This is a genomic window from Desulfosarcina widdelii, from assembly GCF_009688965.1.
Lineage (GTDB): Bacteria > Desulfobacterota > Desulfobacteria > Desulfobacterales > Desulfosarcinaceae > Desulfosarcina > Desulfosarcina widdelii.
On record NZ_AP021875.1, the window covers coordinates 48,340 to 74,026 of the forward strand.

Below are 25,687 nucleotides of genomic sequence, written 5' to 3' on the forward strand. Positions count from 1 at the left end.
AATAATTCATTACTTAAAAAGGAGGGCACAGGTTATGGATTTCAAATATCTATTTACTCCCTTACAGATTGGTAATGTGACGGTGCGGAATCGAATCTTTATATCAGCGCATTCAAAACAGTATGCGGTGAACAACATGATGGGCCGCCGCCATGCACATTACTATGCTGAACGGGCGAAAGGCGGTACCGGCTTGATTGTGTGCGATATGCTCCATGTTCATCCTACAAGCAGCAGCAATTTCACAAAAGCATGTTTTGTTTATGATCCAGAGGCGATACCGGGCTTAAAGATTGTGACTGATGCAGTTCATGAGCATGGAGCAAAAATTTTTGCACAATTAGTCCATTCTGGATGCCACGGAGACGGTGGGGTTTATGACGATAAATGGCGACCTGTTTGGGGCGTTTCGGGTATACCTGACTTCGGTATCAGGGAACCCTGCAAAGAAATGGAGATTGAAGATATACAGGAACTAATTGAATCGTTTGCCAAAGCGGCATACCATTCGAAGGAGGGCGGGTTTGATGGTGTAGAACTTCATGGAGCCCACGGTTATCTGATTAACCAATTCTTTTCTCCTCTGTTTAATATGCGGACGGACAAATACGGCGGAAGCCCTGAGAAGAGGATGACGTTCGCAATAGAAGTGTTAGATGCCGTCCGCAAGGCAGTGGGACCAGACTTTGTCGTGGGCATTCGGATAAGCGCTGACGAACTCGTATCCGGAGGCAACACGATTAATGACTATAAAGTCATTGCAAAAAAATTAGTAGAAACCGGTAATGTCGACTATATCAATGTGAGCAGCGGGACTTACTATACTTCCTATATATTTACCCCACCCATGCTTTTACCTCACGGTTTCAGAACTTATTTGGCAGCGGAAATTAAGAGGGTGGTAGACATTCCTGTATTTACAGTGGGACGAATTAAAGATCCATTGTTGGCTGAAAAAGTTCTCACGGATGGCCAGGCCGACATGATTGGTATGACGAGAGCACAAATCGCTGATCCTGAGCTTGCCAACAAGGCAAGAGAAGGCCGCCTTGAGGATATCAGACCATGCATAGGCTGCAATCAAGGATGCATTTCTCGTCTATATTTGCAAAGAGGCGTTACTTGTCTTGGAAACCCTGCAGCAGGTAGAGAAGAGCGGTTGGGGGTTGGCACCATAAAACCTGCCGATGAGAGTAAAAATGTGGTTGTCATAGGAGGCGGACCTGCCGGAATGGAGGCTGCCAGGGTCGCAGCAATCCGCAAACACAATGTCTCCCTTATTGAACAGAAAGACCATCTTGGCGGGCAGGTTAATCTTCTGACAAAAGTTCCCATTCGGGCGGAGTTTGGTGACTTGACGCGTTGGCAAGAGAACCAAATTAGAAAGTTAGGCGTAAAAATTCAACTGAATACCAAGATGGATGCTGAAAGCCTGAAGGAGATGAAGCCTGATGTTGTGATTGTGGCTACCGGTTCTACTCCCCAACGGACGGGATTTACAGAGGCTTTACCTCTGAGAAATGAGATGCCCGGTGTAAATCAGGACAATGTGTTTACAGTGTGGGATGTATTAGAGAGCAAAGTGGATTTTCAAGGGAAAAATGTTCTTCTTATCGACAATGATGCGTTTCACGAAGCATATGCTACCGCCGATTATATCGCAGAAGGGGGAGGTAAAGTACAGATCGTTAGCTGGCTCTATCACGCTGGGGTGGATTTGAGTCCTACACACGATATCGACCTGCTATACCGAAGGCTCATTGAAAAAGGAGTTACTTTCACCCCGATTCACATCGTTAAGGAGATCAGAGGCAATCAGGCTGTTGTTTACAACGAATACACTCCGAAAAAGGAAGAAATCATTGACAACATAGATATATTTGTTTTGGCCATGAACAAAAGCCCCAATGATAGTCTTTACAAGGAATTAAAGGGAAATATCCCAGAGCTGCATCGAATCGGAGATGCTGTGGCTCCCCGGCGGGTTCAATATGCGATATGGGACGGTCATGAAATCGGAAGAAAAGTCTAAAGACGTGGAACCGAACGAATCGGTAGGATCGATATGGGTTCTTGTGGACCAGAGCAAGGGTTACCTCACGTTTGCGAGCAAGGAGATGCTTCAGGATGCGAGTGAGGCTGGTCGGCATCAAGGAATAAAGGTCCATGCGGTCTTAATCGGTGGAGAAGTAGAGAACGAGACTTGGGCTGAGCAGGTGGGCTCTTACGGAGCGGACTTACTGATTCGAGTCGATTTGGCTGGAATTAACCACCTGACAGCCGAAGCCTCTGCCTACGTACTTGACAAACTGAGCATAAAATACCCGAAGCCTTATCTTATGCTCATTGGCGGGACCATCGAGGGGCAGGAGATTGCCGCTCGTCTTGCGATAAGATGGAAGACTGCCTATGCGCATGATTGCGTAAGCTTTTCCATCAAAAGTAATGGCATCGTTGAGGCGATAAGGAGTACACACGGCGAGAAGCTCGAAACAATTGTCTCTCTAACCCAAAGGCCCGCGATTGTTTCTTTTAAGCCGAACTCTGCTGGCGTCGGACCGAAAAACGAAGATTGTAAAGCCGGGGAAACAACCTTCACTATAGATCTTACCGGAAGCCGTTTCGATCAGAATGTTTTGAGAACCATTCCAGCCGATCCAGCCTTAGTAGATATCGGTGAGACAGACTTCATCTTGGCTTGTGGTCATGGAGTAGTAGATAAAGAAGGTTTCGAAATACTTCAGGAACTTGCCGTGAGACTAGGAGCCTCTGTAGCGGGTACACGCAGGGCCAACGATGAAGGGTGGATCGGGATAGAGCGCCGGGTAGGTCTGACCGGAAAGACAGTTGCGCCCCAGATATATATGGCCGTTGGAATCTCCGGAGCTAGGGAACATGTGGTTGGCATGGATGACTCTAAGATTATCATTGCAATCAACAAGGAACCGAAAGCAGAGATTTTTCGCCTCGCCCACAAGGGATTTATCGGGGATTCAAAGGAAATCATGTCCTCTCTTTTAAAGAAACTTAAGGTCGCTGATGCATCGTGATCATCACCCGCAAATAGGGAGGCCGAAAGTGGAAAGGCTTGGACTGTTTTTATGAGAGTTTTTGTGTGCATGAAGCAGGTCGGCGATGGAGAAGGCCCGCCAACACTCGCTGAGACTTCAGCAAGAGCGTATCTGCCTTGTGTTTCTCTTTATGACCTCTATGCACTGGAGGAGGCCCTTGACCTAAGGGAGAAACAGCCGGGGATTGAGATCACGGCTCTGACGATCGGTCCTGAGGATTGCGATCAGGTCGTTCGGTACGCCATGGCTCGAGGGGCTGATCATGCCGTCAGAATTTGGCACGATTCCATAAACCCCGACGATCCGTTTGCTATAGGGATGATAGTAGCCTTGTTTGCAAGGTTCTTGGGGTGCTCACTGATATTTTGCGGAATAATGAGCGAGGATTTGCGTTCAGCTATAATGCCATCCTTTGCTGCAGAAAGGCTCGGTTGGAATTGGTTGAACATGGTGATTGATATAGAGCCTGCAGAAAACGGTAGCGGAGTAAGAGTGATCCAAAAGCGAGAAAAGGGTAAGCGGGTGGAGACTTTTTGCGGTTTCCCTGCAGTTTTGGCCTGTTGTCACAAGAGTGATGGATTTGATTACGTTTCTTTGCATCGGCGCCTTCGAATGCAGAACAAGCCTGTGCGCCTTTACGGCATAGATGATCTTGAGATGGAAACTCTGGATTTAACGGATCCTCCCATGAAAATTCTAAAATCTCGCAATCCGAAACCCCGGACAAAGCGAACCCCCATTGCCTTGGAGGCATTATCAGGAGAGGACTTGATGTGGGGTATGATTACGGGGAGCGGCGGAACAAAGGATGACGACCAGATCAGCAGGGGCAGCCCGAACGAACTCGCCGGCAAGATACTGGATCTTCTCATAGAAGAAGGCGCGGTTGACAAATCGCAGCTTGCCTTCGACAACACGGGCGGCAGAGAGGATCTGTAATGAATGGAAATGGAACGACAAAGGGAATTCGGCTTTTTATGAAAGCATCAAGGTTAAGGAGTCGTAAATGAGACTAGAAAAGCTGTTGGAGCCTTTTTCCATTGGTACCATGAAGCTAAGAAATCGAATTGTCATGTGTCCTATGGCGACCGGCTACTGCTCGGAATTGGGCGAGGTTACTGATAAATTAAGAGACTTTATCGAAGAACGAGCGCGGGGAGGAGTTGGTCTTATTATCACCGAAATGGCTCCCGTTCATGGTTTCGGGAGTACGAAATACACCTCGCTGATGGTCGAGCATGACGACAGGATTCCCGGCCTGAGATCTCTTGCGGAAGTCGCCCACAGGCACGGAGCTAAAATCGCCGTCCAGATTTGCCATGGAGGAAGATTTGCCTCGCCACGTGCAAGTCATGGGATGGCTCAGTCCGCATCAGGTTTTTCTGGTAAAACCCAATGGGATTCATCATCCGGTGGAGAGGGCCTTGTTCGGGAGATCAGCACGGAGGAAATCGAACAAATCGTAGAAACGTTTGGTGAGGCAGCAAGGCGGGTAAAAGAAGCGGGCTTCGATTCAGTCGAGATTCATGGAGCCCATGGATTGCTTGTCCACGAATTTTTGTCTCCATTGGTTAATAACCGCAAGGATCGCTATGGGGGGGACTTTGCTGGCCGAACGAGGTTTGCTGTAGATATTCTCAGGGCGATGCGGAAAAGAGTTGGAAAAGAATTTCCTATCATATTTAGGATAAGCGCCGAAGAAGGCGTCGAAAAAGGTCAAGGCATAAAGGATTCAGTGGAGATCTGCCGCCTTCTGGAGAAAGAAGGTCTTGACGCAATAGACGTCTCTTCCGGTACGGCGGTGACGGATCCGCTGCCTGACTTCCCGCCTTTTCCACCCATGTGCTTTCCGAGAGGGGTATTTCTTAACTCTGCCCAGGCGATCAAGGAAGCAGTGAAAATACCCGTGATAGCTGTTGGTAGAATAAACGATCCTGTTTTTGCAAATGAAATTCTGCTGCAGGGAAAAGCCGATCTTATAGGAATGGCAAGAGGGCTAGTCGCAGATCCCGAACTTCCGAACAAAATCGCTTCCGAAAAGCTGAAGGAGATTCGGCCCTGTGTCGGATGTATGATCTGTCTACACACCTTATTCACTCGGCGTCCCATCGAATGCCTGGGGAATGCGGCGGTGGGAAGGGAGAGGCAATTCGCTTTAAAGAAGGCTTCCCACGCAAAGAAGGTCGTTGTCGTCGGGGGCGGTCCTGCAGGCATGGAGGTTGCAAGAATCGCAGCGCAAAGGGGGCACAGAGTGCTCCTATATGAGAAAGATGATCGGCTGGGAGGCCAGCTGAATCTTGCTAGTATGCCGCCTTACAAGTTGGAAATAAGAGGGCTTACGGAATTTTTGATTTCAGAGGTACAACGACTCGGTATCGAAATTCATTGCGGTGTTGAGGTTACAGGCGATTTGATCGAGACTGAGAGACCTGACGAACTGATCCTTGCGACCGGAGCGACCCCTCGCATTCTGGAGATTCCCGGAATCGACTCCGATATGGTGTGCACGGCGTGGGACGTCCTCAACGGAAGCGTTGAAGTAAGAAACAAGGTGATCGTCGCAGGAGGTGGAACCGTAGGGTGCGAGGTTGCGGAGCATTTGGCGGAGAAAGGGCATGTTGTCACAATCGCCTCTCAGTCCGCTGCCATCGGAAAGGATATCGAACAAAACACCAGGAGATATCTCCTCAAACGACTCGGGGATTTGGGGGTGACGGTTCTGACAAATACGAAGACCATGAAAATCGAAAACGGTAACGTTATTCTGGGAACATACGGAAGCCAGTGGTCCGCGCAATGCGATCAGCTGGTGATGGCCAAGGGAGCTTTACCCGATAGGAAATTGGTTGGAAGCCTTAAGCGATCCTTTCCTGGCTTTTTCATCATAGGAGATGCCCTGGAGCCCCGGAGCGCACATGAAGCCATTTATGAGGGAGCTCGTATTGGCAGGGTAATTTAAAACAGATAGCTCTAATATTAGGAGAGACTAAAAATGGCTAAAGATATTGCCAGGGCGCTCGCTGAATTTGCAGTAGCTATGAAATTGCCCGATATTCCCCCAGAGACGATCGAATTCACAAAAGGCCTTGCGCTAAAAACGGTTGCCGGGATGCTTGTAGGCTCATCCATGCCGGTTGGCCGCCGTGTAATTCGCGGCACCATCGAAAGAGGACATGCATCGGAGGTAGGGGCAATTGGTTGCGGGATCACGACTTCTCTTTGGAATGCTGTCTTAAACAATGGGATTTTCGCCCATGCAGCGGAGCTTGAAGACGACAGCTTCCTCAGGGGAACGGCATGGGATATCACGAGCTTCCCTGTTTATTTCCCTCTTGCAGAGAAACTGAAACTCTCGGGCAGGGAATTGCTTGAGATTTGTATCATAGGCCTGGAGGTTCACAGCCGGACAACGCTCTTCTATCCACAGGGGCATCTCGGGCTCACTGTGATTCCCGGCGCGCTGGGTCCCTCGGTAGGGGTAGCCAGGGCATTCAAGCTTAGCATGGATGAAACGATGGCCGCCATGGGGCTCGCTCTCTCCGGGGTTCCGGTAGCGTATGTGAGTTTTGGCACCGACGCCCATTACTTCGAGACCGCACTTCACAGCCTTCAGGCTCTTATCGCTGCTGAGCTCGCAAAGTGCGGTCTGGCCGGAAACCCCGATATTGTCACCTACATGTCCAATTTGGTCGGGAAAGAGAGGGTTATACCTGAAAAGATTATTCAGGATCTGGGAACGCAGTGGCGCGTCCATGATATCTGGGTGAAAAAATATCCCTGCTGCTTCCACATGCACCGCCACCTCGATGGACTGAAGGATATCATTACCGCCGAGAACATCTCCCTATCTCAGGTGGATCGTGTACGGGTGCACATTTCGCACTTAGAGGAAATCTGCAACCGGCCGGAGCCAGCTTCTATCGGAGATTTACAGTTCAGTTTCCAGAACTCGATTGCATCCATGCTCCTCGATAGAGACGTGAACTATGACCACATAAATGAGAAAAAGCTCACAGATCCTGTGTTTAAGGAGGCACGTTCAAAGGTACAGATCGTCAATCACGAAGAGTGGCACCCCGAATACGCAATGGAGACTCCGGCTCGCATCGAGTTGATACTAAAGGACGGGAGGGAGTTTTCCAGAGAGAGACAGTTCGCTGTCGGTGCCCCTCAAGAGCCCATTTCGATCGAGCAGTTCAGGTCCCTCTTTATCAAATTCGTGAATGGCATACTGCAGGAGTCCAGAAGATCCTGGACGGCCGATGCAATAATGAATCTCGAGAATCTGGATGTTCGAGACCTGAAAGAATTGAACCGGATACTGGTATACGAAACGGTAGAAGGTCCCGGGCAGTAAAACACAGGGGATTTTCTATCGTAAGGCGCTCTCTCTATTTAAATTTGTTCACTAATCAGTTTCAGCAGCAGCGTTTGAGAGTATATAGGGTAAAAAGGGTGGAATCGATGTAATAAATTCTAACACGCTGCGGGAAAGGAGGTGGTTATAAATACCGCTAAAGCAGTTATCGAAGAAACTGAAAATTGCAACGTTAAGATTTAAATTCTGCGACCATAGGGAGGGGGAGAGAATGAAAAGAACAGCTCCGGATGACAAACTGAGTCGAAGGAATTTTATCAAAGGTACAACCGCAGTGATCGGTGCCGCGGCGCTGACAGGTGTTACGACAGGTAACGCAAAAGCCGAATCGAAACCAATCCGGTGGCGAATGCAGGGCATGTATGCGGAAACGAACATGGCCGGTAAGTTCGCTTTCAGATGGGCAAAGAGTGTTACCGATGTAACCAATGGACGGCTGAAAGTTCAGTGCGGGGAACCTGGTTCAATTGTTCCTGCTAAAGAGCTTTTTCAGGCCGTATCAAGCGGGATGTTGGATGCCGCAGGCTCTTTCGGCCCGTTTTACAGGGGAATCATGCCCGAGGTTGATGTGGAAGCTGGGCTGCCGTTTGCCTGGGAAACACCGCAGGAGTGCCATGATGGCTTCTATAACTACGGATTGCTGGAAGAGTTCAGAAAGATATACGCCGAGCACGGGATTTTTTACGCCGCTCCTGCTTATTGCAATATTATCTATGGATATCCAACGACGAAGCCGGTTCGTAAGCCTTCTGATTTCAAAGGCATGAAGATGAGGGATCTAGGGCTTTCGGCAGATTGGTTGGCCCACTTCGGGGCAGCGCCTACCGCCCTTCCTGCCGGAGAAATGTATATGGCCCTCAAGATGGGTACGATTGATGGCGTCCATTATGGGACGGCCTGTCTGGAGGATTTCAAGCTCGGCGAAGTTTGCAAGTATTACCTCCTAGAGCCGAATACCGGGACCACGGTACTGAACATTCTTATTAACATGGAATCATATGAAAAGCTTCCTGCTGATCTTAAGGAGCTTTTGAAAAATTACAGCCAGACCTTTACCTTGGCTGTAACCGCGGAATGGGATGAGAACAGAAGCTGGATCGAGTCCTCCAAAAAATACAACATCGAAGGCATTCGATGGTCGGCTGAAGACTCCAAGATGGCCAAGGAATATATGATCAAAACGCTTTGGAAAAAGGTAAGCGGCAAGAGCCCCCGATGCAAGAAGCTAGTGGATATCGTCTATGAGCAAGCGGCTCATCTGGGAAAGATATAGCGCGTCAGGACTTCGTGTCTATATGGATTATTGTGTGCCCACGACATATATAGCTCTTTTCTTAAGTTGAAAGGAAGTAGCATAGAGAGGGTTCTGCGCCCTCTCTATCTACCTCCGAAGGAGATGAAGAAGTGAACATCCTCAACCTCTTTGCCGATAAAGTAGACGCACTGAACGATTGGATCGGGAGGATGGTCGCCTACCTGATCATTCCACTAACTTTAGTGGTCGTTCTGGAGGTCATTCTGCGTTATTTTTTTTCTTCTCCGACAATATGGGCGTGGGATGTCAATATGTACCTTGGAGGACTAATGGTCATATTTGGTGGAGGGTATGCGCTCCATTACGATATGCATGTGTCAGTTGAGATTCTTCTTGATAGCTGGAATCCTAAAAACAGAGCGCTTCTCAATATGATTCTTTCTCCTTTCATCATCGTGCCTCTTGGCATTTTGGTCTGGTTTGGGGCGGAGGCCGCCTGGCATTCTGTAAAAATAGGTGAAAGATACACCTCCCTTTGGGAGCCTATTATTTACCCATTAAGGATCTGTATTCCGCTTGGCGCTGCCTTGTTCTTTTTCCAGGCGATATCTAAATTGATCAAGAATGTGAACGCATATCTTGTTTGCAGGAAGGATTAGAGGTGCGCACGGCCGAGTAGGCCGTAGCTTGTGTTCCTCTATCGCAGAAGGGACGAATTCACAAGTGATCGTCTATCCACCCGTTTTCTCAGAATGAAATCTTTTGCAGACTTTTCGATTATGGAGGTAAGCACGAGTTTGAGACTGTTTTCAACAGAATGCTCAATTCATTGTTTCAAGAGCCTTAATCCGGATTTAACTGGTTTGCACCACCTCTGAAAAAGGCAAAAAAGGAGAATTGAAAGAATGGACCTCGGACTAATTTCACTTTTGATGATTTTGTTTGTCCTGTTTTTGCTTTTTTTAGGCTTGCCGATTGCATTTGGCCTTATATCGGTCTCTTTGGTGTTTACAGCTGTTTTCTGGGGGCCTTCGAAACTATCGATACTCGTGAGCTCTACTTACGGAACGATGATCAATCCAACATACCTTGCCGTTCCGCTTTTTATTTTTATGGCACAAATCTTGCAATTTTCGGGCATAACGGAAAGCCTTTTTGATGCTATCTGGAAGTGGTTATGCGGAATTCGAGGGGGGCTATCCATCGCAAGCATTTTTGCCATCACTATCCTGAGCGCCATGACAGGTGTAGGAGCGACGGGAATATTTACCGTCGGGGCTACCGCTTACCCGGAGATGATGAAACGGGGATATAGCTCTTCGCTTTCCATCGGACCTATACCTCCCGCTAGCGCATTGGGTCCCCTGATCCCTCCCAGTAATATCATGATCATTCTGGGCGGCCTTGCTTCCATTTCCATCGGTGGACTCTTTATGGGGGGAGTCATCCCTGGATTAATGATGAGTTTTCTTTTCGTTACTTGGATTCTTGTTCAAACTTATATCATCAATCCTGATATGGCTCCCGTGGTGCCGGTGGATGAACGTCCGAAGCTCAAAGAAAAGCTAACTGCAACCATGGGTGTGGGGCTTCCGATCCTGCTCATTTCATTTGTACTTGGAGGAATATGGACAGGGATAACAACCCCTATTGAAGGTGCCGGAGTGGGAGCTTTTGGCTCCATCGTATGTGCGATACTCAAACGCAGGCTAACTCTGAAAAGTCTCAAAAATGCAGTGGCCGGGACTCTCAAAGCCAACGCTATGATAATGTGGCTTCTGATCGGAGGAAGCTGTTATTCGGCATTCATGACCGCCTCCGGTATGGCAAGCTATTTAAGCGAGTTAGTGCTTGGTCTTGATTTGCCACCGATGGCTATCGTGGGGGTCCTACTTTTTATCCTGTTCGTATTGGGAATGGTTATGGATTCGGTTGCAATCATGATGATTACGGTCCCGATTTTCTTCCCAATTGTGCGAGCATTAAATTTTGACCTAATTTGGTTTGGTGTTATTTATACGATTGCGATCATTATTGGATATATCACACCGCCCTTCGGATACAACCTTTTCTATATGAGAGGGGTGCTTCCTTCCAATGTGAGCACTAGGGTCATATTCCGATCGGTGCTGCCGTATATACCATTTATGGTTCTCGTCCTTATCCTCTGCATGTTCATACCGGAGATTATTTCTTTTATCCCCGACTTGCTGATCAAATAGAATAGAAGGCGAACCTTTCAATGTGATCCACTAGAGATTCATTCGCCTTAACCAAGGAGAAATAGACTATGGCCGAGGATGTCTTGCTCAAGGAAGTCGATGGAAAAATTGCGGTGCTGACCCTCAATCGTCCCGCAGTGATGAACTGTTTCAATTTCGCGCTGCTTCATGCCATATCAAAAGAAATTGAAGCTATTAACGTCGATCCGGCGATTCGGGCGGTGATCATCACCGGTGCCGGCGAAAAGGCGTTCGCTGCAGGGGCCGACCTTAAGGAGCGCCGGAGCTACACGCCCGAGCGGGTTAAAGAGTTCATCACGATGATTCGGAACCTGTTTACGCAGATCGAATTTCTGAAAAAACCGGTCATCGCAGCAGTCAACGGAGTCGCCCTAGGTGGGGGAACCGAATTGGCTCTGGCCTGCGACATACGGATTGCATCACAGAAGGCCACCATGGGCCAGACCGAAACACGGCTAGCGATTATCCCGGGAGCTGGGGGCACACAGCGGCTTCCGAGGCTTGTAGGAAAGGGACTGGCCAAAGAGCTCATCTTCACCGGCCGGCGGATCGATGCTGACGAGGCCCTGCGCATCGGTTTGGTCAACAAGGTCGTTTTGCCGGAGCTTCTTCTTTCCGAAGCGAAAAGCATGGCGGCTATGATCTGCGAAGCCGGCCCGATCGCCCTGGAGCAAGCCAAGTACGCCATCAACTACGGGATGGAAACTGATCTGCATACCGGCCTGGCCATCGAGTCCAACGCTTACTTGGTTTGCATTCCCACCGAAGACCGCCTCGAAGGGTTGGCTGCGTTTCAGGAGAAGCGAAAGCCGGTCTACAAGGGAAGATAGTTGGCTGCATCGTTGAAAGGTCAGAACAGAAAGTCAGTTTCGAACGGCAGAATAAAACCCTCAGATCAGATAGAAACAAAAGAAAGAAGAAATTATGGATACGAACCGTGCCCGGAAGCTGTTCGACCCAATTCGAATTGGAACGCTTAAACTGAAAAATCGGGTCATTATGGGGGCTATGGTTACAAATTTCGCCACAAAAGACGGATTCGTAACCGACCGGTTGATCGATTACCATGTCAATATCGCAAAGGGCGGTTGCGCCCTTAACGTTACAGAAAACGCGTATGTCTCCCTTGATGGGAAACGAATAATGAACGGACTTGGTGCCTACGATGACAAGCTCGTTGCTGGTCTAAAGCGTCTTGCTCAGGGGGTGCATGCCGTTGACGGGAAGATTTCCTTGCAAATCATGCATGGAGGACGGGAGTGTTCCTCCAATATCACAGGATTACAGCCGATAGGGCCTACCGATCTGGTCTCGCGATACAGCGCCATCAGCAAGGAAAGCGACCTCCCCCGACAGATGACAATCGAGGATATCGGGGAGTTGGTGGAAAGGTTCGGAAAGGCCGGAAGGCGAGCACGTGAAGCGGGGTTCGATTCTGTCGAGATTCATGCCGCGCATGGGTACCTCATATCACAGTTCTTATCTCCCTATTCCAATAAAAGAACGGATCGTTATGGAGGTGATGAGGGTGCAAGAGCCACCTTCCTGCTTGAGATCATAGGGAATATCAAAAAGAAGGCCGGCGCTGATTTCCCCGTCTTCGTTAAGCTTAATATGAACGACTACGTAAAGGGGGGAACCATTCCGGACCAGGCTGAGGTTACCATACGACTTGCTGTCGAGGAGGGGGCAGATGCTATTATTACATCGGTAGGCCTCCATGAATCGCGGCCTTACATGATTATTCCTCCTATGTCGGTAAAGAACTTCGTCAATGTCCCCTATTCAGAGCGCGCAAAAAAAATTGCTAAAGTACCCGTAGGTGTTGTGGGCCGAATCACCGATCCGATCAGGGCGGCGAGGGTGATTGAGGAGGAAAAGGCGGACTTTGTGGTGCTGGCAAGGAGCTTGTTATGCGACCCGGAATGGCCCAATAAGGCGCGGGAGGGCAAGTTCAAGGATATACGACAGTGCGTTGGGTGCAATCAAGGGTGTATCGATATGATCCACAAGATGAAACCATTCTGCTGTCTTCAGAACCCTGCTATTGGGCGGGAGAAGGAGTTCGAGGTCAAGAAGGCGAAAAACCCAAAAAGGATCGCCGTCATCGGGGGCGGTCCTGGAGGGTTGGAGGCGGCCAGGGTTGCGGCTCTGCGCGGCCATAAGGTCACCCTGTATGAAAAGGAAAATAAGCTCGGCGGGCAGATCAATATCGGCAGTATACCACCCCACCGGAAAGAGCTGCAAAAAGTGACGGACCACCTCGTGCGTCAGGTGGAGAAGCTCGGGGTAGAAATCAAGTTGGGCCAGGAGATGACCCTTGGTTCGATAGAAGCTTTGGATATGGACCTGGCAATATTAGCGACAGGAGCCGTAACCCATAAACCCAATATCAAGGGGTGCGATCTTGAGCACGTCGTATTCGCCTTCGATGTTCTGGATGGAAAGGTCAAAGTCAGCGATAAAGCAGTGATAATAGGAGGTGGACTCGTGGGTGTAGAGACCGCCGATTTTCTATGTGAAAAGGGCAACGACGTTATCATCATTGAGATGTTGGATACTCTAGCGCCGGATTCGGGGAGTGCAAATCGTGTCTATTTCGAGGACAGATTTGTTCAGAAAAAAGTAGAGCTTTTGCTTGAGGCGAAGGTGCTCGAAATTGATCAGGATGGCATAACCTATCTACAGAAGGGATGGACTCGAAAGATACTAGGCGTTGACACGGTCATCATAGCCGTCGGTGCGTTGCCGAACACTGAAATTTGGGACTGTTTTGCGGGCAAGAGGGAGGGCAGGATATTCCGTATAGGAGACTGCATAAAACCCAGAAATGCGATGGAGGCCATCTACGAGGGGGCTAAGCTCGCCAGAGAGATATAGCAGGCAGTTGAAAAGCAAATATCAGGTTACTGGACAAGGGTGTGGGATTATTTAAATACTCAGATTTTGGGGATATATGAGTATTTTCGGAGAGCATACAATCCAGGCAGGGCAGAATATGAGGAACTGGGACGCCGCATTTCAGCAGATTGTCAGCTCTTGAGCAGAACTGAAACGCGCTAACCTGAAAGCTTGATAATAACTAAGGTACATCTTTTGCTTGAAACAGGGAGTTTTTCCAATATGGCTCCGATAGATTCCGTGACAGGGATTCACTTCGGCATGACGGGATATGTACTTAACTGGCTAATCGTGATTTCCGGGAGCGCCGCCTTCTGTTATATCGTCTATAAAAGATATATTCTGCTTCGCTCGAGCATGCCGGATAACCGATTTAATTCCATAATAGAAAGAATCAAGGGAGTTTTTGTTTTAGGGATTTTGCAAAAAAGACAGTTTCGATACCCTATGAGCGGTGTGATTCACTTGATGATTTTCTGGGGATTTATCGTCCTGGGACTACGGTCTGTCGAACTCATTATGTTGGGGATAGGCTTTTCAATTCCGGCATTTCTTTCACCAGGCGGATTCCGCCAATTCTACGATTTTACAAAAGATTTTTTTGAGCTTATTGTCCTTGGTGCCTGCGCCTGGGCTGCATTCAGGCGGGCGATCGTGAAACCTGCGAGGTATCAGGGGAGACGACAACTCGAAGCCTATCTGATATTGACGCTCATCGCACTGCTCATGGTCACAGACATGATCTTCGAGGGGAGCTTTATCCTTTACTCGGGTTTTGGAGAAAATCAGCTTCCGGCTGCCCGCCTTGTGTCCTATTTATTACCATTGGACCCGGGCGGTGCTAGAGTCCTCCATCAGATGAGCTACTTGCTGCATCTTGTTATTTTTTTTCTGTTTCTGAACCTTCTTCCTTTATCGAAGCATTTCCACGTTATTACTGCCTTGCCAATTCTGTTTTTCAGAAAACTACAAAAGGGGGTCATCAAGCCTGCACGATGGGATATTTCGCGTATCGAAGAAATAGAGAAGCTGGGGGTGGGGAAAATTGAGGATTTGACATGGAAGCAAATCCTTGACCTTGCGACATGCACGGAATGCGGCCGCTGTACCGAAAATTGTCCCGCCAATGCCGTGGGAAGACCCCTGTCACCAATGATGATAGGACTAAAGTTGAGGAAGGTCGCTTACGGGAGCGTTCCACTTTGGGCAGCGCCGGATTATAAGGCACGGTCGACGACCCTACCGGGAGGTGCAATCGGTACGGAGGAGCTATGGTCGTGCACCACCTGTGGGGCGTGTGAAGAAGAATGTCCGTTGCAGTTAGAGCATATCGACAGGATTGTCGATATGAGGCGCCGCCTTATCGAGACATCTCTAGCTCCGCAGGTGTTTAGTAATGCCTTGATTCGCCTCGAGAAAACCGGAAATCCCTTCGGCAAACCGGCAGAAAACAGGATTGATTGGGTCAGATCCGTGCAAGGCGCCGCCGTACGGATTCTGAAGCCGGGAGACGAGGTTGACGTCCTTTTTTTTGTTGACAGCTATGCCTCCTACGATCCCAGAGCCCAGAGAATCGCTGTTGCCATTGCTTCGGCTCTAAGCGCGGCGAGAGTCGATTTCGGCATCATAGGTCCCCTGGAGAAGGACTCAGGCCATCAGGCACGGCGTATTGGGGAAGAGGGCCTCTTTCAGGCTATGCTGAAGGACAATATGGAGGTTTTAAATACAATTCGCTTTAATCGTATCGTAACCGCAGATCCGCACGCCTTCAACACCCTCCGAAACGAGTATCCCGGCTCTTTCAGTGTATGCCACTACTCAGAAATCTTACTTGAGTTGATAGAGGGCGGCCGACTGAATCTGGTAAGACGTCTTCCGGATGGGGACGTCTATACCTACCATGACCCCTGTTATTTGGGACGGCACAACGGAATATACGAAGCACCCAGGAAAATTATGTGCCACCTTCCAGGTTTAGTCTTGGCCGAGATGCACCGTTCTCGGGACAGAAGCTTCTGTTGTGGTGGGGGTGATGTCGCCCTCTGGTATGAAGTCCAACAGGAGGAGATGAGAATGGCGGAGAAAAGAATACACATGGTTGAAGAGATCGGAGCAACCGTCCTCGTAACCACTTGTCCTTTCTGTCTTCTTCATCTGGAAGACGCTGTAAAGACGGCTGATCTGGAAGAGCGAATCAAGGTGGTGGACCTGATGGAGTTAACAGTCTCACTCCTCAGAGATACCGAGGGCGAAGGCCAGAAAACCGCGGAGAGATAGCTTACGATATAAAAATAATGATTAGAAAAGGAGAAATGTGCGGACACGCCCCGAAAAGGGGGAATTGTAGATTTTTATGCACATATTTAAGGAGGACAAATGATTCCGAGTTTTAAAAAAATACTCTTTTCGACCGACCTATCTGAAAACTCCCGCCATGCTTTCTTCTTTGCCGCAAGTGCGGCAACGTGTTATGGTGCAAGCCTTACAATCCTTCATGTAATGGAAAAAGCAACATCGAGCATTGAAGCCGACCTCGAAGCATTTCTAGGAAAGCAAAAACGAAAGGAATTGGCGAAGTTTAGTGAGAATACGGCAAGGATCGCATTGATAGGCAAAAAACGGGACCATGAGATGATTCGCAATGCCTTAGAGTTTTTATGCACTTCTAAAGAAGCGGATAACGAACGTCACTCATACAACCTTCATGACGCTATCATAAAGTCTGGGAAGGTTGTGGAAGAGATTCTTATGACGGCTAAGGAGATAGGCTCTGATTTGATTGTCATTGGAGCTCATAAAGGACTAATTAGTGCCAATGTCGTAGGGACTACCGCAAGAGGCGTTTTAAAGCGGACGAGAGTCCCCGTTCTCGTTGTGCCGCCACCAAATGAGAACGAGTGACAGAGGGAAATCTTTTTCGGCTTGGTGACCAAGGGCGTTGATAGTTTCAAAATCCACCCGAGCGTTGCCAACATAGTGCGGGGTCCGTGTTTAGCAGGCCGTTGAAAAACGGCTCTTCATTCTGAACATTTTCTTGCTCTTTGAAATTTTTGCCGAAACAAAGCAGCAGTTATCTGCTTTTCTGGGATATTTATTTTTGTTCAGGCCCCACGAATATTTATTTCGGGGCATTCTCTTACATCCATGTGCTATGGACAGGCGTCTGCCTGCAGATTTCGGATCCTGATCAGGTTGTTGGCCGCCGCAGCAAGTGTAAATATCCCTTGGATTCTTTTTTGGCCCCGATGATGCAGCTTGCCAAGGCAAGCGATGGTTTTCATCCAGCCAAAGATTTCTTCAACCGGTTTTCGTACTTTCAAGCTGACATTGTAGCCTTCATGGCGGGTTATGCGACCATCGATTGCAGAGTCCCTTCCGTTTTGGGAAAGTGAGGAGTGGCATTCAAAAAGCGCATTCGTTCAACAAAATCAGTGATGTCGTATCCCTTGTCAGCACCCAAGGTGATTCGATGCTTACCGGGGACCTTTTCAACCATTTCAATGGCTTCTTTGCGCTCGGCAGTGCCGTTGGCCAAAGTGACACGGATGTCGACCACCAGCCCGTTGCGATTTTCCATCAGCGCATGGCCTAGGTAACATAGCTTAGCCTGCTGATCTCTTGGTTTTTTGTAGAGCTTGGCTTCTGGATCGGTGACGGATTGATGTGTATCGTTTTTGCGCTTCTGGCCTCGAAAATTAACCGTTGGATTTTTACCCGAGCCGCCGCCGGAAGGATCGTTTTTAACAGAATCCTTTGGCTGATAGCTTTTCATTGAGGCCCAGGCTTCCAGCAACGCGCCGTCAACGGTAAAATGCTCATCTGACATCAGCTTCTTTTGGGCAGCCTGATCTCGGATAGCGGCAAAAAACACGGCAGCGATCTCAGTGTTGAGAAGCCTGTCCCGATTTTTGGAAAAAACCGAATGGTTCCAAACCGAATCATCCATTTTGAGACCGACAAACCACCGAAAAAACAGGTTGTAAACGAGCTGTTCCAGCAAAAGCCGCTCACTGCGGATCGAGTAGAAAATCTGAAGCAACGCTGCCCGGAGCAAAGACTCCGGTGCAATCGATGGCCTGCCGGTGTGCGAATACAACTCGGAGAACTTGTCCGACAGCTGTTCAAACGCCTTGTCGACCATCTTACGGATTGGACGCAGCGGATAGTCTTTGGGGATACGCTTTTCAAGTGGCACATAGCTGAACAGAGAATCTTGCTACTTTTGCGAGCCTCTCATCAAAAACCTCCAAGCCAGTCAAGGTTTTGTGAAGAGGCTAGTAAAGATACTATAACCAGTCAAAAAAATGTGTGTTTTTCAACAGCCTTGTATAATGAAAATGATTTATAATGAGGTATCCTGAGGGTCATGGAATACCGATACAGCCCAGGGTGAAAAAACCCGATTAACAGCGAGGGTCGCCGTGACCCAACCTCAACCCCGAACAGTTGAATGGGCAATGAAAAGCCCGAATCGCAAGGCCGGGAGAAAAGGGGGACACTCATGAACCGGGAAAACCTCATTATCGGCGTTGATATCAGCAAAGCCCACCTTGACATCGCATTCAGTGAAGATGGTTCTATGCGTCGTGTCGAACACAGTGAACCGAACATATTGGTGCGCCACGAGGGCGCAAGTTGCCAGCGGGTGCAAGTCCCGTCCGGGAAATTGTCGGTACATCCCGGTAGCTACCCAGACAGCGGGTTGGAGAGATCCGCCTGCTGGAGCTCTGGGGACAGATGTAAGCCGCAAGGGGCTGCAGCAACCTGGCAGGCCGTAACGCGAGTGAACCCTGAGCAGGCCCCGAAAGGACAGTCGTGGACGCCGACCCGCCCAATATTCGGGAAAGGCCGCAGTGGAGCAGGGCCGTAACCGACCCACCTGTTCCGGTCCACCGGGGTAATGGGGACAGCATGCCAGGAAGGTATCTTGGGTAACGTGGGAGACCCGTCCCAGACGCGGGGTCGCGACCCGTAACGGCGCATTTGGCGTCGGTCTGGGCGGGAGTCGGAGAGGGGCGTAGTACCGTTGATGTCGAGTAATGTCGGCGGAGGAAAGGCCCCTTACTTCTGGTATGCTTTTGACCGAGACGAGATAGGGTGATTGGACATGGTCCTGAAAACACCTGACAAGATACGGAATCTCCAGAGAAAGCTTTACCTCAAGGCGAAGTCGGAACCGGACTTTCGCTTCTATTTGCTGTACGACAAGATCTATCGAGAGGATATTCTCATTTATGCCTATCGGCTGGCCAAGGCCAATAGTGGGTCAGCAGGCACGGACGGGGTAACGTTCGATCAGATCGAGTCTGAAGGCGCAACGAAGTGGCTGGCCGGAATCAGAGAACAACTGCGGGAAAAGACCTATCGACCGCAACCGGTGAGACGGGTAATGATCCCGAAGCCGGGGGGTGGGGAGCGCCCATTGGGCATTCCCACCATACGTGATCGGGTGGTACAAACAGCCACCAAACTGGTCATCGCGCCAATTTTCGAGGCAGACCTGGAACCCAATGTCCACGGTTATCGACCCAAGCGCAGTGCGTTAGACGCGATCCGCAAGGTTTATCAGCTGCTGAAGCAGGGGTACACAGACGTCGTGGATGCGGACTTATCCAAGTATTTTGATACGATTCCGCATCAGGCGTTGATGCAATGTGTCTCGCGGCGGATTGTGGACCGCAATGTCCTGCTACTGATCAAGCTTTGGTTGAAGACGCCGGTCGTGCACGATGGTGACAAAGGCAGTGGGGGAAGGGTTACAGGCGGACGCAAGAGCACCTGTGGCACGCCCCAGGGGGGCGTGATCAGTCCGCTTTTGGCCAACTTATACATGAACCGCTTTCTGAAATACTGGCGAATGCAAGGGTGTGATGAAGTGTTTCGAGCGCGGGTGGGCTACGAAGTCGACCGTGTCAAATACCGGATTGCCACCAACCGCTATGATTTATCGTCGGAGCAGATCGCACAGGCATATAAATTACGCTGGAACATTGAGAACTTTTTTGCTTTGTGGAAAAGACACTTAAAGGTCTACCATCTGATTGCCCGCAGTTCCTATGGCCTCATGGTCCAGATCCTTTCAGGCCTGATCACTTATCTGTTGTTGGCCATATACTGTCACAACCATTTTAAGGAAAAGGTATCCATCCGGCGGGTTAGGCAGTTGCGTACTCAGATCGAAAATGAACTGCGATGCTGGCCTGTGGATGCCGATCATCAGCGATATGAAAAAGAGCCAAAATTACAAAACGTTAGTGCAATAACTTAACCGGAAGTTACTGATATGAATTGACCTTTTAATATTGTAATTAAGGGGCTTAAAGGGGGGCTAAAGAATGAAAACGTATAAAATCATAGCATTACCTTTATCATCTATGGAAATTGACAAAGCAGTTTTAATGTATCGTTTTCATTACGGGCAAAAGATTCGCATTCCCAATGTCGTTTGGTACATCGAAGGAGCAGATATGAATATTCTTGTGGATACAGCTGCAGATGCAAAGCTTGCGATGGAATTCAGGGGACTGCCGGCAAAGGAGATTATGTCTTTTGAAGACTCTCTGGAAAGTGTGGGACTAAAGCCTGAAGATATCGATATCGTAGTGCAAACCCATCTCCAGTGGGATCATTGCGCAAATACACAAAAGTGCAGAAATGCAAAAATACTCGTTCAAGAGGAAGAATTGCGCTTTGCATACTCTCCTCATCCCATACTTGCGCCAACATACAAGAAGAGTTTGTTTACCGGGCTTAATTTTGTTTTGGTAAAAGGGGCACAGGAAATTTTACCTGGAATTGATCTTGTCCCAACACCAGGGCATACGCCGGGGAATATGTCTGTTGCCGTAAACACGGAGGAAGGAAAGGCGATCATAACTGGGTTTTGTTGTCTCAAAGAAAACTTTGGACCTCCCGTGGGAGCATCTGAAGAAATTATTGAATCCACACCAGTTGTAGCCCCAGGTATCCATTTAAATGCGGTCGACGGTTACGAAAGTGTCCTCCTAGTGAAGGGGATGGCGGACATTGTTTTAGCATGCCACGACCCGGCCTTTGAAAAACCTCAGGTGATAGGTTAGAAGAAAAAAGGTTTTTTTATGGAACTAAGAAAAACTTGGAAGATTTCATTTCACTAATTAATTGAGGGGTCGTGGAGTTTTTCTGGACAACCAAAACTCTCTAACCCGCTGATATTCAAAAGTATTTTTGACTAGACATAAGCTATTAAAATTGTTATGAATAATCTCAATGATTTCAACAACAAAGGAGATTATTCATGCCCAGAAAGGCAAACAAAATCTCGACCCGTTGGATTCGTGAAACCCGGGAGGCGTTCAGAGATTTTCTCGATGAAACCAACTTCCCTGATCCGGAGCGATTGGGAGAACGCGGACCCAAGTTCAAGTATCCAGAGTGGCTGATCATGTTCATTGCGATTCTGTCGGTGAAGTTGAAGGTCAAAAGTTACGTGCAAATTCACAAGATGACGGTCAAATACTGGGATATCATTGCCCAGGGCATGGATCTTTCGCCCATCAGTGAAAAACAGCTCAGGGACCGGTTAAAAAAAATCCGTCATTTCCCTGGAGACCCAGCAGCGTTTATTTTTCAGCTATTTCCTGAGCTTGAGTAAAGACCGGGTTATCAGCGCCGACAAGATGATGAACAGGGCCAAGGGTCCGGTCTGGCACAAGAAACAGAAGGATCAGGGCATTATTCCCAAGGGATTGCGCGGCATCGACAAAGAAGCCACCTGGTGCAAGTCCCAGGCTGCTGGCTGGGTATACGGCCATGGATCGTTTTCCCTGACCTCCCACAAGCATCCGGTGCTGGGCTGCTTTGTATGGATGAAAAACAGCGCCAACGAAGCCAAACGCATGTGGCTGGAAACGTTTCATGTCAAAAAGCAAGTGGACTTTATTGCCATGGACTCGAAAGCCGGTGATGCGGATCTTTTCCGGGAGCTCAAAAGACAACGAAAGATGAACCTGATCACCAGTTGTCGTGCAACCATGGATAAGACAGCGACTCGCAAGAAGATGATTGCATTCATGAGTAAACCGAAACACAAAAAGATCTACCGGGAACGCGCTTACAAGGTTGAGCCGATGCAAGGTCTGGTGAAAGACATCTTCGAGTTGGACCGTTGCTGGATGCGCGGCGACGCAAACAACCGCTGGTTGTTTGCCGCCATGGGCTTGACCATTCAAATGCATCAACTTCAAGCGTTCAAGCAGGGTCGATCAACTTGGAATATCAAAGAACAGGTCTTGGGATAAACTCCCCGGTAATATGAAAAACGGACGACCTTGGTGTATAAGATTAACAGCCAAACAAAAACCAAATACACCAATGGGAGGTCGTCCGATGCAAAAAATAGCATACCTAGCTTTGGATGTACATGCACGTAGTTGCACTTTGGGAAACATGGATCATAACGGCAACTTCAGAGGAAATGTAGAATTCGCTACCTCTGAAAAAAACATCATCCATGCGCTTACATCAATAAAGGCCAAAACCAAATTGTTGACCATTGAAGAGGGCACCTTGACGCATTGGGCTGCCCAGGCCGCTTCTTCACATGTCACTGAGGTTATCGTTTGCGATCCGAGAGAAAATGTGTTGATCTATAAAAGTTCCAATAAAAAGGATTCAGAAGATACCCGCAATCTATGCCGCCTGCTCAGAATGGGTGAACTCAAACAAATTTACCATCCAGAAAATGATGATCGTGCCATCTTCAAAGCGGCTGCCCAGCATTACCTTGATCTTCGTAATCAGTTGACGCGTTTAAAACATAAAATCAAAGCCAGTTATCGGCGTTGGGGCGTCATCGATATTTTCACCAGTTGCGTCTACAGCCCTGGGCGACGCGGCAAGTACATAAAACAGATCAAACATCCACCCATTCAAAAACAGCTTGGCCAGCTCTATCATCTTATGGATCAAACCGAAGCGATGAGAAGATCAGCACTTGAGAGCATGAAGCAACTGGGACGTAACTACCCTGAAATATGCGAGTTCAAAAAAATCCCCGGTATTGCTGATGTCAACACCCATATCTTTGATGCCTTTGTTCAAACTCCGCATTGATTTACGAAAAAAAGTAAACTGTGGAAATACTGCCGGCAATCCATTTGCGACCGTAGCAGCGACGGAAAACCGCTGGGTTATAAACGACTTGTGACTCATCCGGTGTCGGCGAGCTTAAAGCCTTGAGTTATAGAGCTTACGTAGCTGCAATGAAGGGCGACAATGAGGTTAAGGACTTTTTCCAAAACTCATTGAAACGTACCTACAACCGTCAACATGCCAGACTCAATACCCAGCGTAAAATATTAACGGTGATGTACAGCATCTGGAAGAAAGGAGACGCCTATCAACCGGAAATGTTCTCTGGGTCCGCTTAAATAGGATTCAGGCTTACCGATATACCACCCTATTGCTGACACTGAAGTGCGCAGTGCAGTCCGGCGGATCCGGGTTGCCAGGGAAGGCTCAATCATTTGGGGTCTATCCACCGTAGCTTGAAAAGGTAGGCTCACTCCCCGGATAGCCCCCTGGCCTTTATACCCAATATGACATTAATCTTTGTTTGTCTTAAACAAATGATTCAGATATGCGCATGGAAAGAACAAAACCCGCACTGTCTTGTTGATCCGGGCACCCGACTGAAACTGTAAACTTTAAATGGTCACGAAAAAGGAATTAATCAAAGGGTTAGCCGAATCAGGGTCGTCCTGCGAAATCAAAAAATCGATTTTGCAGTATTGGATAATTATGTCTTGACTTCACTTTTCATATGCGACCCCTGAATTAATTTGAAACGATATACAGAAAAGAACGAATTGTTTCTGGATATGATTGTGTCTTATATCAAATTCAATAATCTAAAAGGAGGTATGATCCAATGTCGGAGGATTCAATAATTGTAGAAGAGGGCCTAGAGAAAGAATTATGTGTTCAATTTGAAAAAGTCATTCCAAAGCTTGTTAATGGAGATTCTCATTTTGTCTGGAGGGGAAGAAATCTTTCCGCTGATTGTCTTGTGCAAATTGGAAATGTTTCGTTCCTTCTGAGTTTTGAGCAAGGTAGTATCAAAAATTGCCAGAAGGGCCTTCCTTTGATGTGCTCATGGGACTTCGCTGTTCGTGGTTCGGTCCATGCCTGGAATGCCTTTTGGCAGGATCCCCCCGAACCGGGCTGGCATGATCTTTTTGCATTGACCAAACGCGGTGAGATGACGATGGAGGGGAATCTTTATCCTTTTGTGGCGAATCTTCAATATTTCAAAGATGTCGTGACATTACCAAGATATGGAGGTTCCAAATGAAAACAAGCGCCGTAGAACCCATCGTCGGCCGTTACACCACGTTTCCCATTCTTGGGGAAGACTGTCGCATTTATTTCGAGGAAGCTGGAAATGGAATTCCGTTGCTTTGCCTTCATACTGCAGGTGCAGACACGAGACAGTTCAGGCATTTGATGTGCGATAAAGATGTAACGAATAAATTCCGTGTGATTACATTTGATATGCCGTGGCATGGAAAGTCATACCCTCCGTTAGGTTGGGAAAAACGCGAGTATCAACTAACCACTGAACTCTATGTAGCAATAATTCGGTCCTTCTCTGCCGCTATGGGCATTGATCGTCCCGTTGTCATGGGATGTTCTATCGGGGGGCGAATCACTCTTGAGTTGGCAAATTCCCATGGTAAGGAATTCCGTGCTTTGATCGGTCTGGAGGCGGCAGATTATCAGCAGCCTTGGTACGACACGACGTGGCTTCATCGAAGCGATGTGCATGGTGGGGAAGTTTGTGCGGCCCTTGTTTCAGGCCTGGTTGCTCCTCAAAGTCCCGACATATACCGTCACGAAACCCTGTGGCAATACATGCAGAGCGGTCCTGGAATATTTCGCGGCGATCTCTATTTTTATCGCGTCGATTGTGATCTGCGCGGGAAACTGGGAAACATCGATACAAAAATCTGTCCTCTCTATCTGCTTACAGGCGAATATGATTTTTCATGTAGGCCCGAAGACACATTGCGTACTGCCAAGACGATCCCGGGAGTTAACGTGGAGGTCATGAAGGAAGTCGGGCATTTCCCGATGAGCGAAAATCCAACACAGTTCAAAAAATATATAATGCCGATATTGAACGAAATATCGAAACGAGAAGAGTCGTCATCGTAAATATTAACTCCCAAAACTGAGTACTTAATAATATGGAGAAGGTAACCCGGACGCTGGCGGAATTTTCTGCAAAATTGTCATACCCCGACCTCAGTCCAGATCTCGTGGTTCGTTTGAAAAAGTATCATCTGGATGCCATTGGTTGCGGGATTAACGGGGCTTGTTTGGACTGGTCTCAAATAGTCAATCGGTGGGTAGTTGGACAGGGAGGCAAAAAGGAGGCTACGCTTTGGGGGCAAAACTTCAGTGGGCCCAGCGCCGACGTGAGCCTGGGACTTGGTGTAATGATTTATGGTGTTGATTTTGATGATTACCATAACGCTAAAATCCATCCGGGGGCCGCGGTGATCCCAGCAGTGATAACTGTCGGAGAACTTATGGAATCTTCCGGCGAGGAGGTTTTGGCGGCCATGGCGGCCGGCTATGAAACCATGATTCGCATCAGTCTTGCTACCGGTCCCAACGTGTCACGGATGAAAGGGTGGCACTTGACCGGTACCATGGGGACATTTGGTGCTGCCGTCGCTGCTGGTCGGCTTTTGGGCCTTTCCCCTGATGAGATGGCAAGCGCTCTGGGAATGGCAGGGACGCAATCCGCCGGCCTCTGGGCCTTTCTGGCAGATGGGGCCATGAGCAAAAGGTT

At 48.5% G+C, this 25,687-nt stretch carries 18 protein-coding genes and 4 pseudogenes; 21 read left to right on the top strand and 1 reads right to left on the bottom strand.

The window, feature by feature from the left end; translation table 11 throughout:
• The first annotated feature begins 34 nt into the window (after positions 1-34).
• From GN111_RS00265 to GN111_RS00320, 12 genes are all read left to right on the top strand, one after another.
• A complete protein-coding gene (locus GN111_RS00265) occupies positions 35-2,032 on the top strand; it encodes an oxidoreductase (RefSeq protein WP_155301830.1) in 1,998 nt (665 codons plus the stop codon).
• Complete coding sequence (locus tag GN111_RS00270) at positions 2,010-3,050, top strand: electron transfer flavoprotein subunit alpha/FixB family protein (RefSeq protein ID WP_170302057.1); 1,041 nt, start codon at positions 2,010-2,012, stop codon at positions 3,048-3,050. The genes GN111_RS00265 and GN111_RS00270 overlap by 23 nt, the downstream gene beginning before the upstream one ends.
• A 69-nt stretch (positions 3,051-3,119) precedes the next feature.
• Positions 3,120-4,010, top strand: coding sequence for an electron transfer flavoprotein subunit beta/FixA family protein (locus GN111_RS00275; RefSeq protein ID WP_170302058.1), 891 nt, complete (start codon positions 3,120-3,122; stop codon positions 4,008-4,010).
• A gap of 67 nt (positions 4,011-4,077) precedes the next feature.
• A complete protein-coding gene (locus GN111_RS00280) occupies positions 4,078-6,030 on the top strand; it encodes an oxidoreductase (protein WP_155301833.1) in 1,953 nt (650 codons plus the stop codon).
• Between the two features lie 33 nt (positions 6,031-6,063).
• Positions 6,064-7,428 carry an MmgE/PrpD family protein gene (locus tag GN111_RS00285; RefSeq protein ID WP_155301834.1) on the top strand — a complete coding sequence of 455 codons (1,365 nt, stop codon included), beginning with the start codon at positions 6,064-6,066 and terminating at the stop codon, positions 7,426-7,428.
• A gap of 232 nt (positions 7,429-7,660) precedes the next feature.
• A complete protein-coding gene (gene dctP / locus GN111_RS00290; protein WP_155307867.1) occupies positions 7,661-8,722 on the top strand; it encodes a TRAP transporter substrate-binding protein DctP in 1,062 nt (353 codons plus the stop codon).
• A 131-nt stretch (positions 8,723-8,853) separates the two neighbouring features.
• Entirely contained in the window at positions 8,854-9,363 is a 510-nt protein-coding gene (locus GN111_RS00295; protein WP_155301835.1) for a TRAP transporter small permease subunit, read from the top strand.
• Between the two features lie 246 nt (positions 9,364-9,609).
• On the top strand, positions 9,610-10,926 hold the full coding sequence (locus GN111_RS00300; RefSeq protein WP_155301836.1) for a TRAP transporter large permease: 1,317 nt from the start codon (positions 9,610-9,612) through the stop codon (positions 10,924-10,926).
• Between the two features lie 68 nt (positions 10,927-10,994).
• On the top strand, positions 10,995-11,777 hold the full coding sequence (locus GN111_RS00305) for an enoyl-CoA hydratase-related protein (protein WP_155301837.1): 783 nt from the start codon (positions 10,995-10,997) through the stop codon (positions 11,775-11,777).
• A 94-nt stretch (positions 11,778-11,871) separates the two neighbouring features.
• The gene (locus tag GN111_RS00310) at positions 11,872-13,827 is read left to right on the top strand and encodes an oxidoreductase (protein WP_155301838.1); all 1,956 of its coding nucleotides are present in this window, start codon (positions 11,872-11,874) and stop codon (positions 13,825-13,827) included.
• 243 nt (positions 13,828-14,070) lie between these two features.
• On the top strand, positions 14,071-16,125 hold the full coding sequence (locus GN111_RS00315) for a (Fe-S)-binding protein (protein WP_155301839.1): 2,055 nt from the start codon (positions 14,071-14,073) through the stop codon (positions 16,123-16,125).
• Positions 16,126-16,224: 99 nt separating this feature from the next.
• Positions 16,225-16,749: a universal stress protein gene (locus GN111_RS00320; RefSeq protein WP_155301840.1), complete on the top strand. Its 525-nt coding sequence runs from the start codon at positions 16,225-16,227 to the stop codon at positions 16,747-16,749.
• Between the two features lie 248 nt (positions 16,750-16,997).
• Here the strand turns inward: GN111_RS00320 and GN111_RS00325 are convergent.
• A pseudogene (locus GN111_RS00325) lies at positions 16,998-18,055 on the bottom strand (IS5 family transposase).
• Positions 18,056-19,237: 1,182 nt separating this feature from the next.
• Here GN111_RS00325 and GN111_RS33760 point away from each other — a divergent pair.
• The 9 genes and pseudogenes from GN111_RS33760 to GN111_RS34305 form a co-directional block, all read left to right on the top strand.
• Positions 19,238-19,696 (top strand): annotated as a pseudogene (locus GN111_RS33760) (reverse transcriptase domain-containing protein); the annotation flags it as partial.
• A gap of 42 nt (positions 19,697-19,738) precedes the next feature.
• Positions 19,739-20,035: pseudogene (locus GN111_RS33495) on the top strand (transposase); the annotation flags it as partial.
• A 148-nt stretch (positions 20,036-20,183) separates the two neighbouring features.
• A complete protein-coding gene (locus tag GN111_RS00335) occupies positions 20,184-20,927 on the top strand; it encodes an N-acyl homoserine lactonase family protein (RefSeq protein WP_155301841.1) in 744 nt (247 codons plus the stop codon).
• A gap of 197 nt (positions 20,928-21,124) precedes the next feature.
• The gene (locus GN111_RS00340; RefSeq protein ID WP_155301842.1) at positions 21,125-21,481 is read left to right on the top strand and encodes a hypothetical protein; all 357 of its coding nucleotides are present in this window, start codon (positions 21,125-21,127) and stop codon (positions 21,479-21,481) included.
• Positions 21,474-22,127 (top strand): hypothetical protein, encoded by a 654-nt coding sequence (locus GN111_RS00345; RefSeq protein WP_155301843.1) that lies wholly within the window; start codon positions 21,474-21,476, stop codon positions 22,125-22,127. Before GN111_RS00340 ends, GN111_RS00345 begins: the two co-directional genes overlap by 8 nt.
• An 88-nt stretch (positions 22,128-22,215) precedes the next feature.
• The gene (locus tag GN111_RS00350; protein WP_170302059.1) at positions 22,216-22,941 is read left to right on the top strand and encodes an IS110 family transposase; all 726 of its coding nucleotides are present in this window, start codon (positions 22,216-22,218) and stop codon (positions 22,939-22,941) included.
• An 817-nt stretch (positions 22,942-23,758) separates the two neighbouring features.
• A complete protein-coding gene (locus GN111_RS00355; RefSeq protein ID WP_155301845.1) occupies positions 23,759-24,181 on the top strand; it encodes a hypothetical protein in 423 nt (140 codons plus the stop codon).
• The gene (locus GN111_RS00360) at positions 24,178-25,044 is read left to right on the top strand and encodes an alpha/beta fold hydrolase (RefSeq protein ID WP_155301846.1); all 867 of its coding nucleotides are present in this window, start codon (positions 24,178-24,180) and stop codon (positions 25,042-25,044) included. Before GN111_RS00355 ends, GN111_RS00360 begins: the two co-directional genes overlap by 4 nt.
• Positions 25,045-25,076: 32 nt before the next feature.
• Positions 25,077-25,673, top strand: a pseudogene (locus tag GN111_RS34305) (MmgE/PrpD family protein); the annotation flags it as partial.
• Positions 25,674-25,687: the final 14 nt, after the last annotated feature.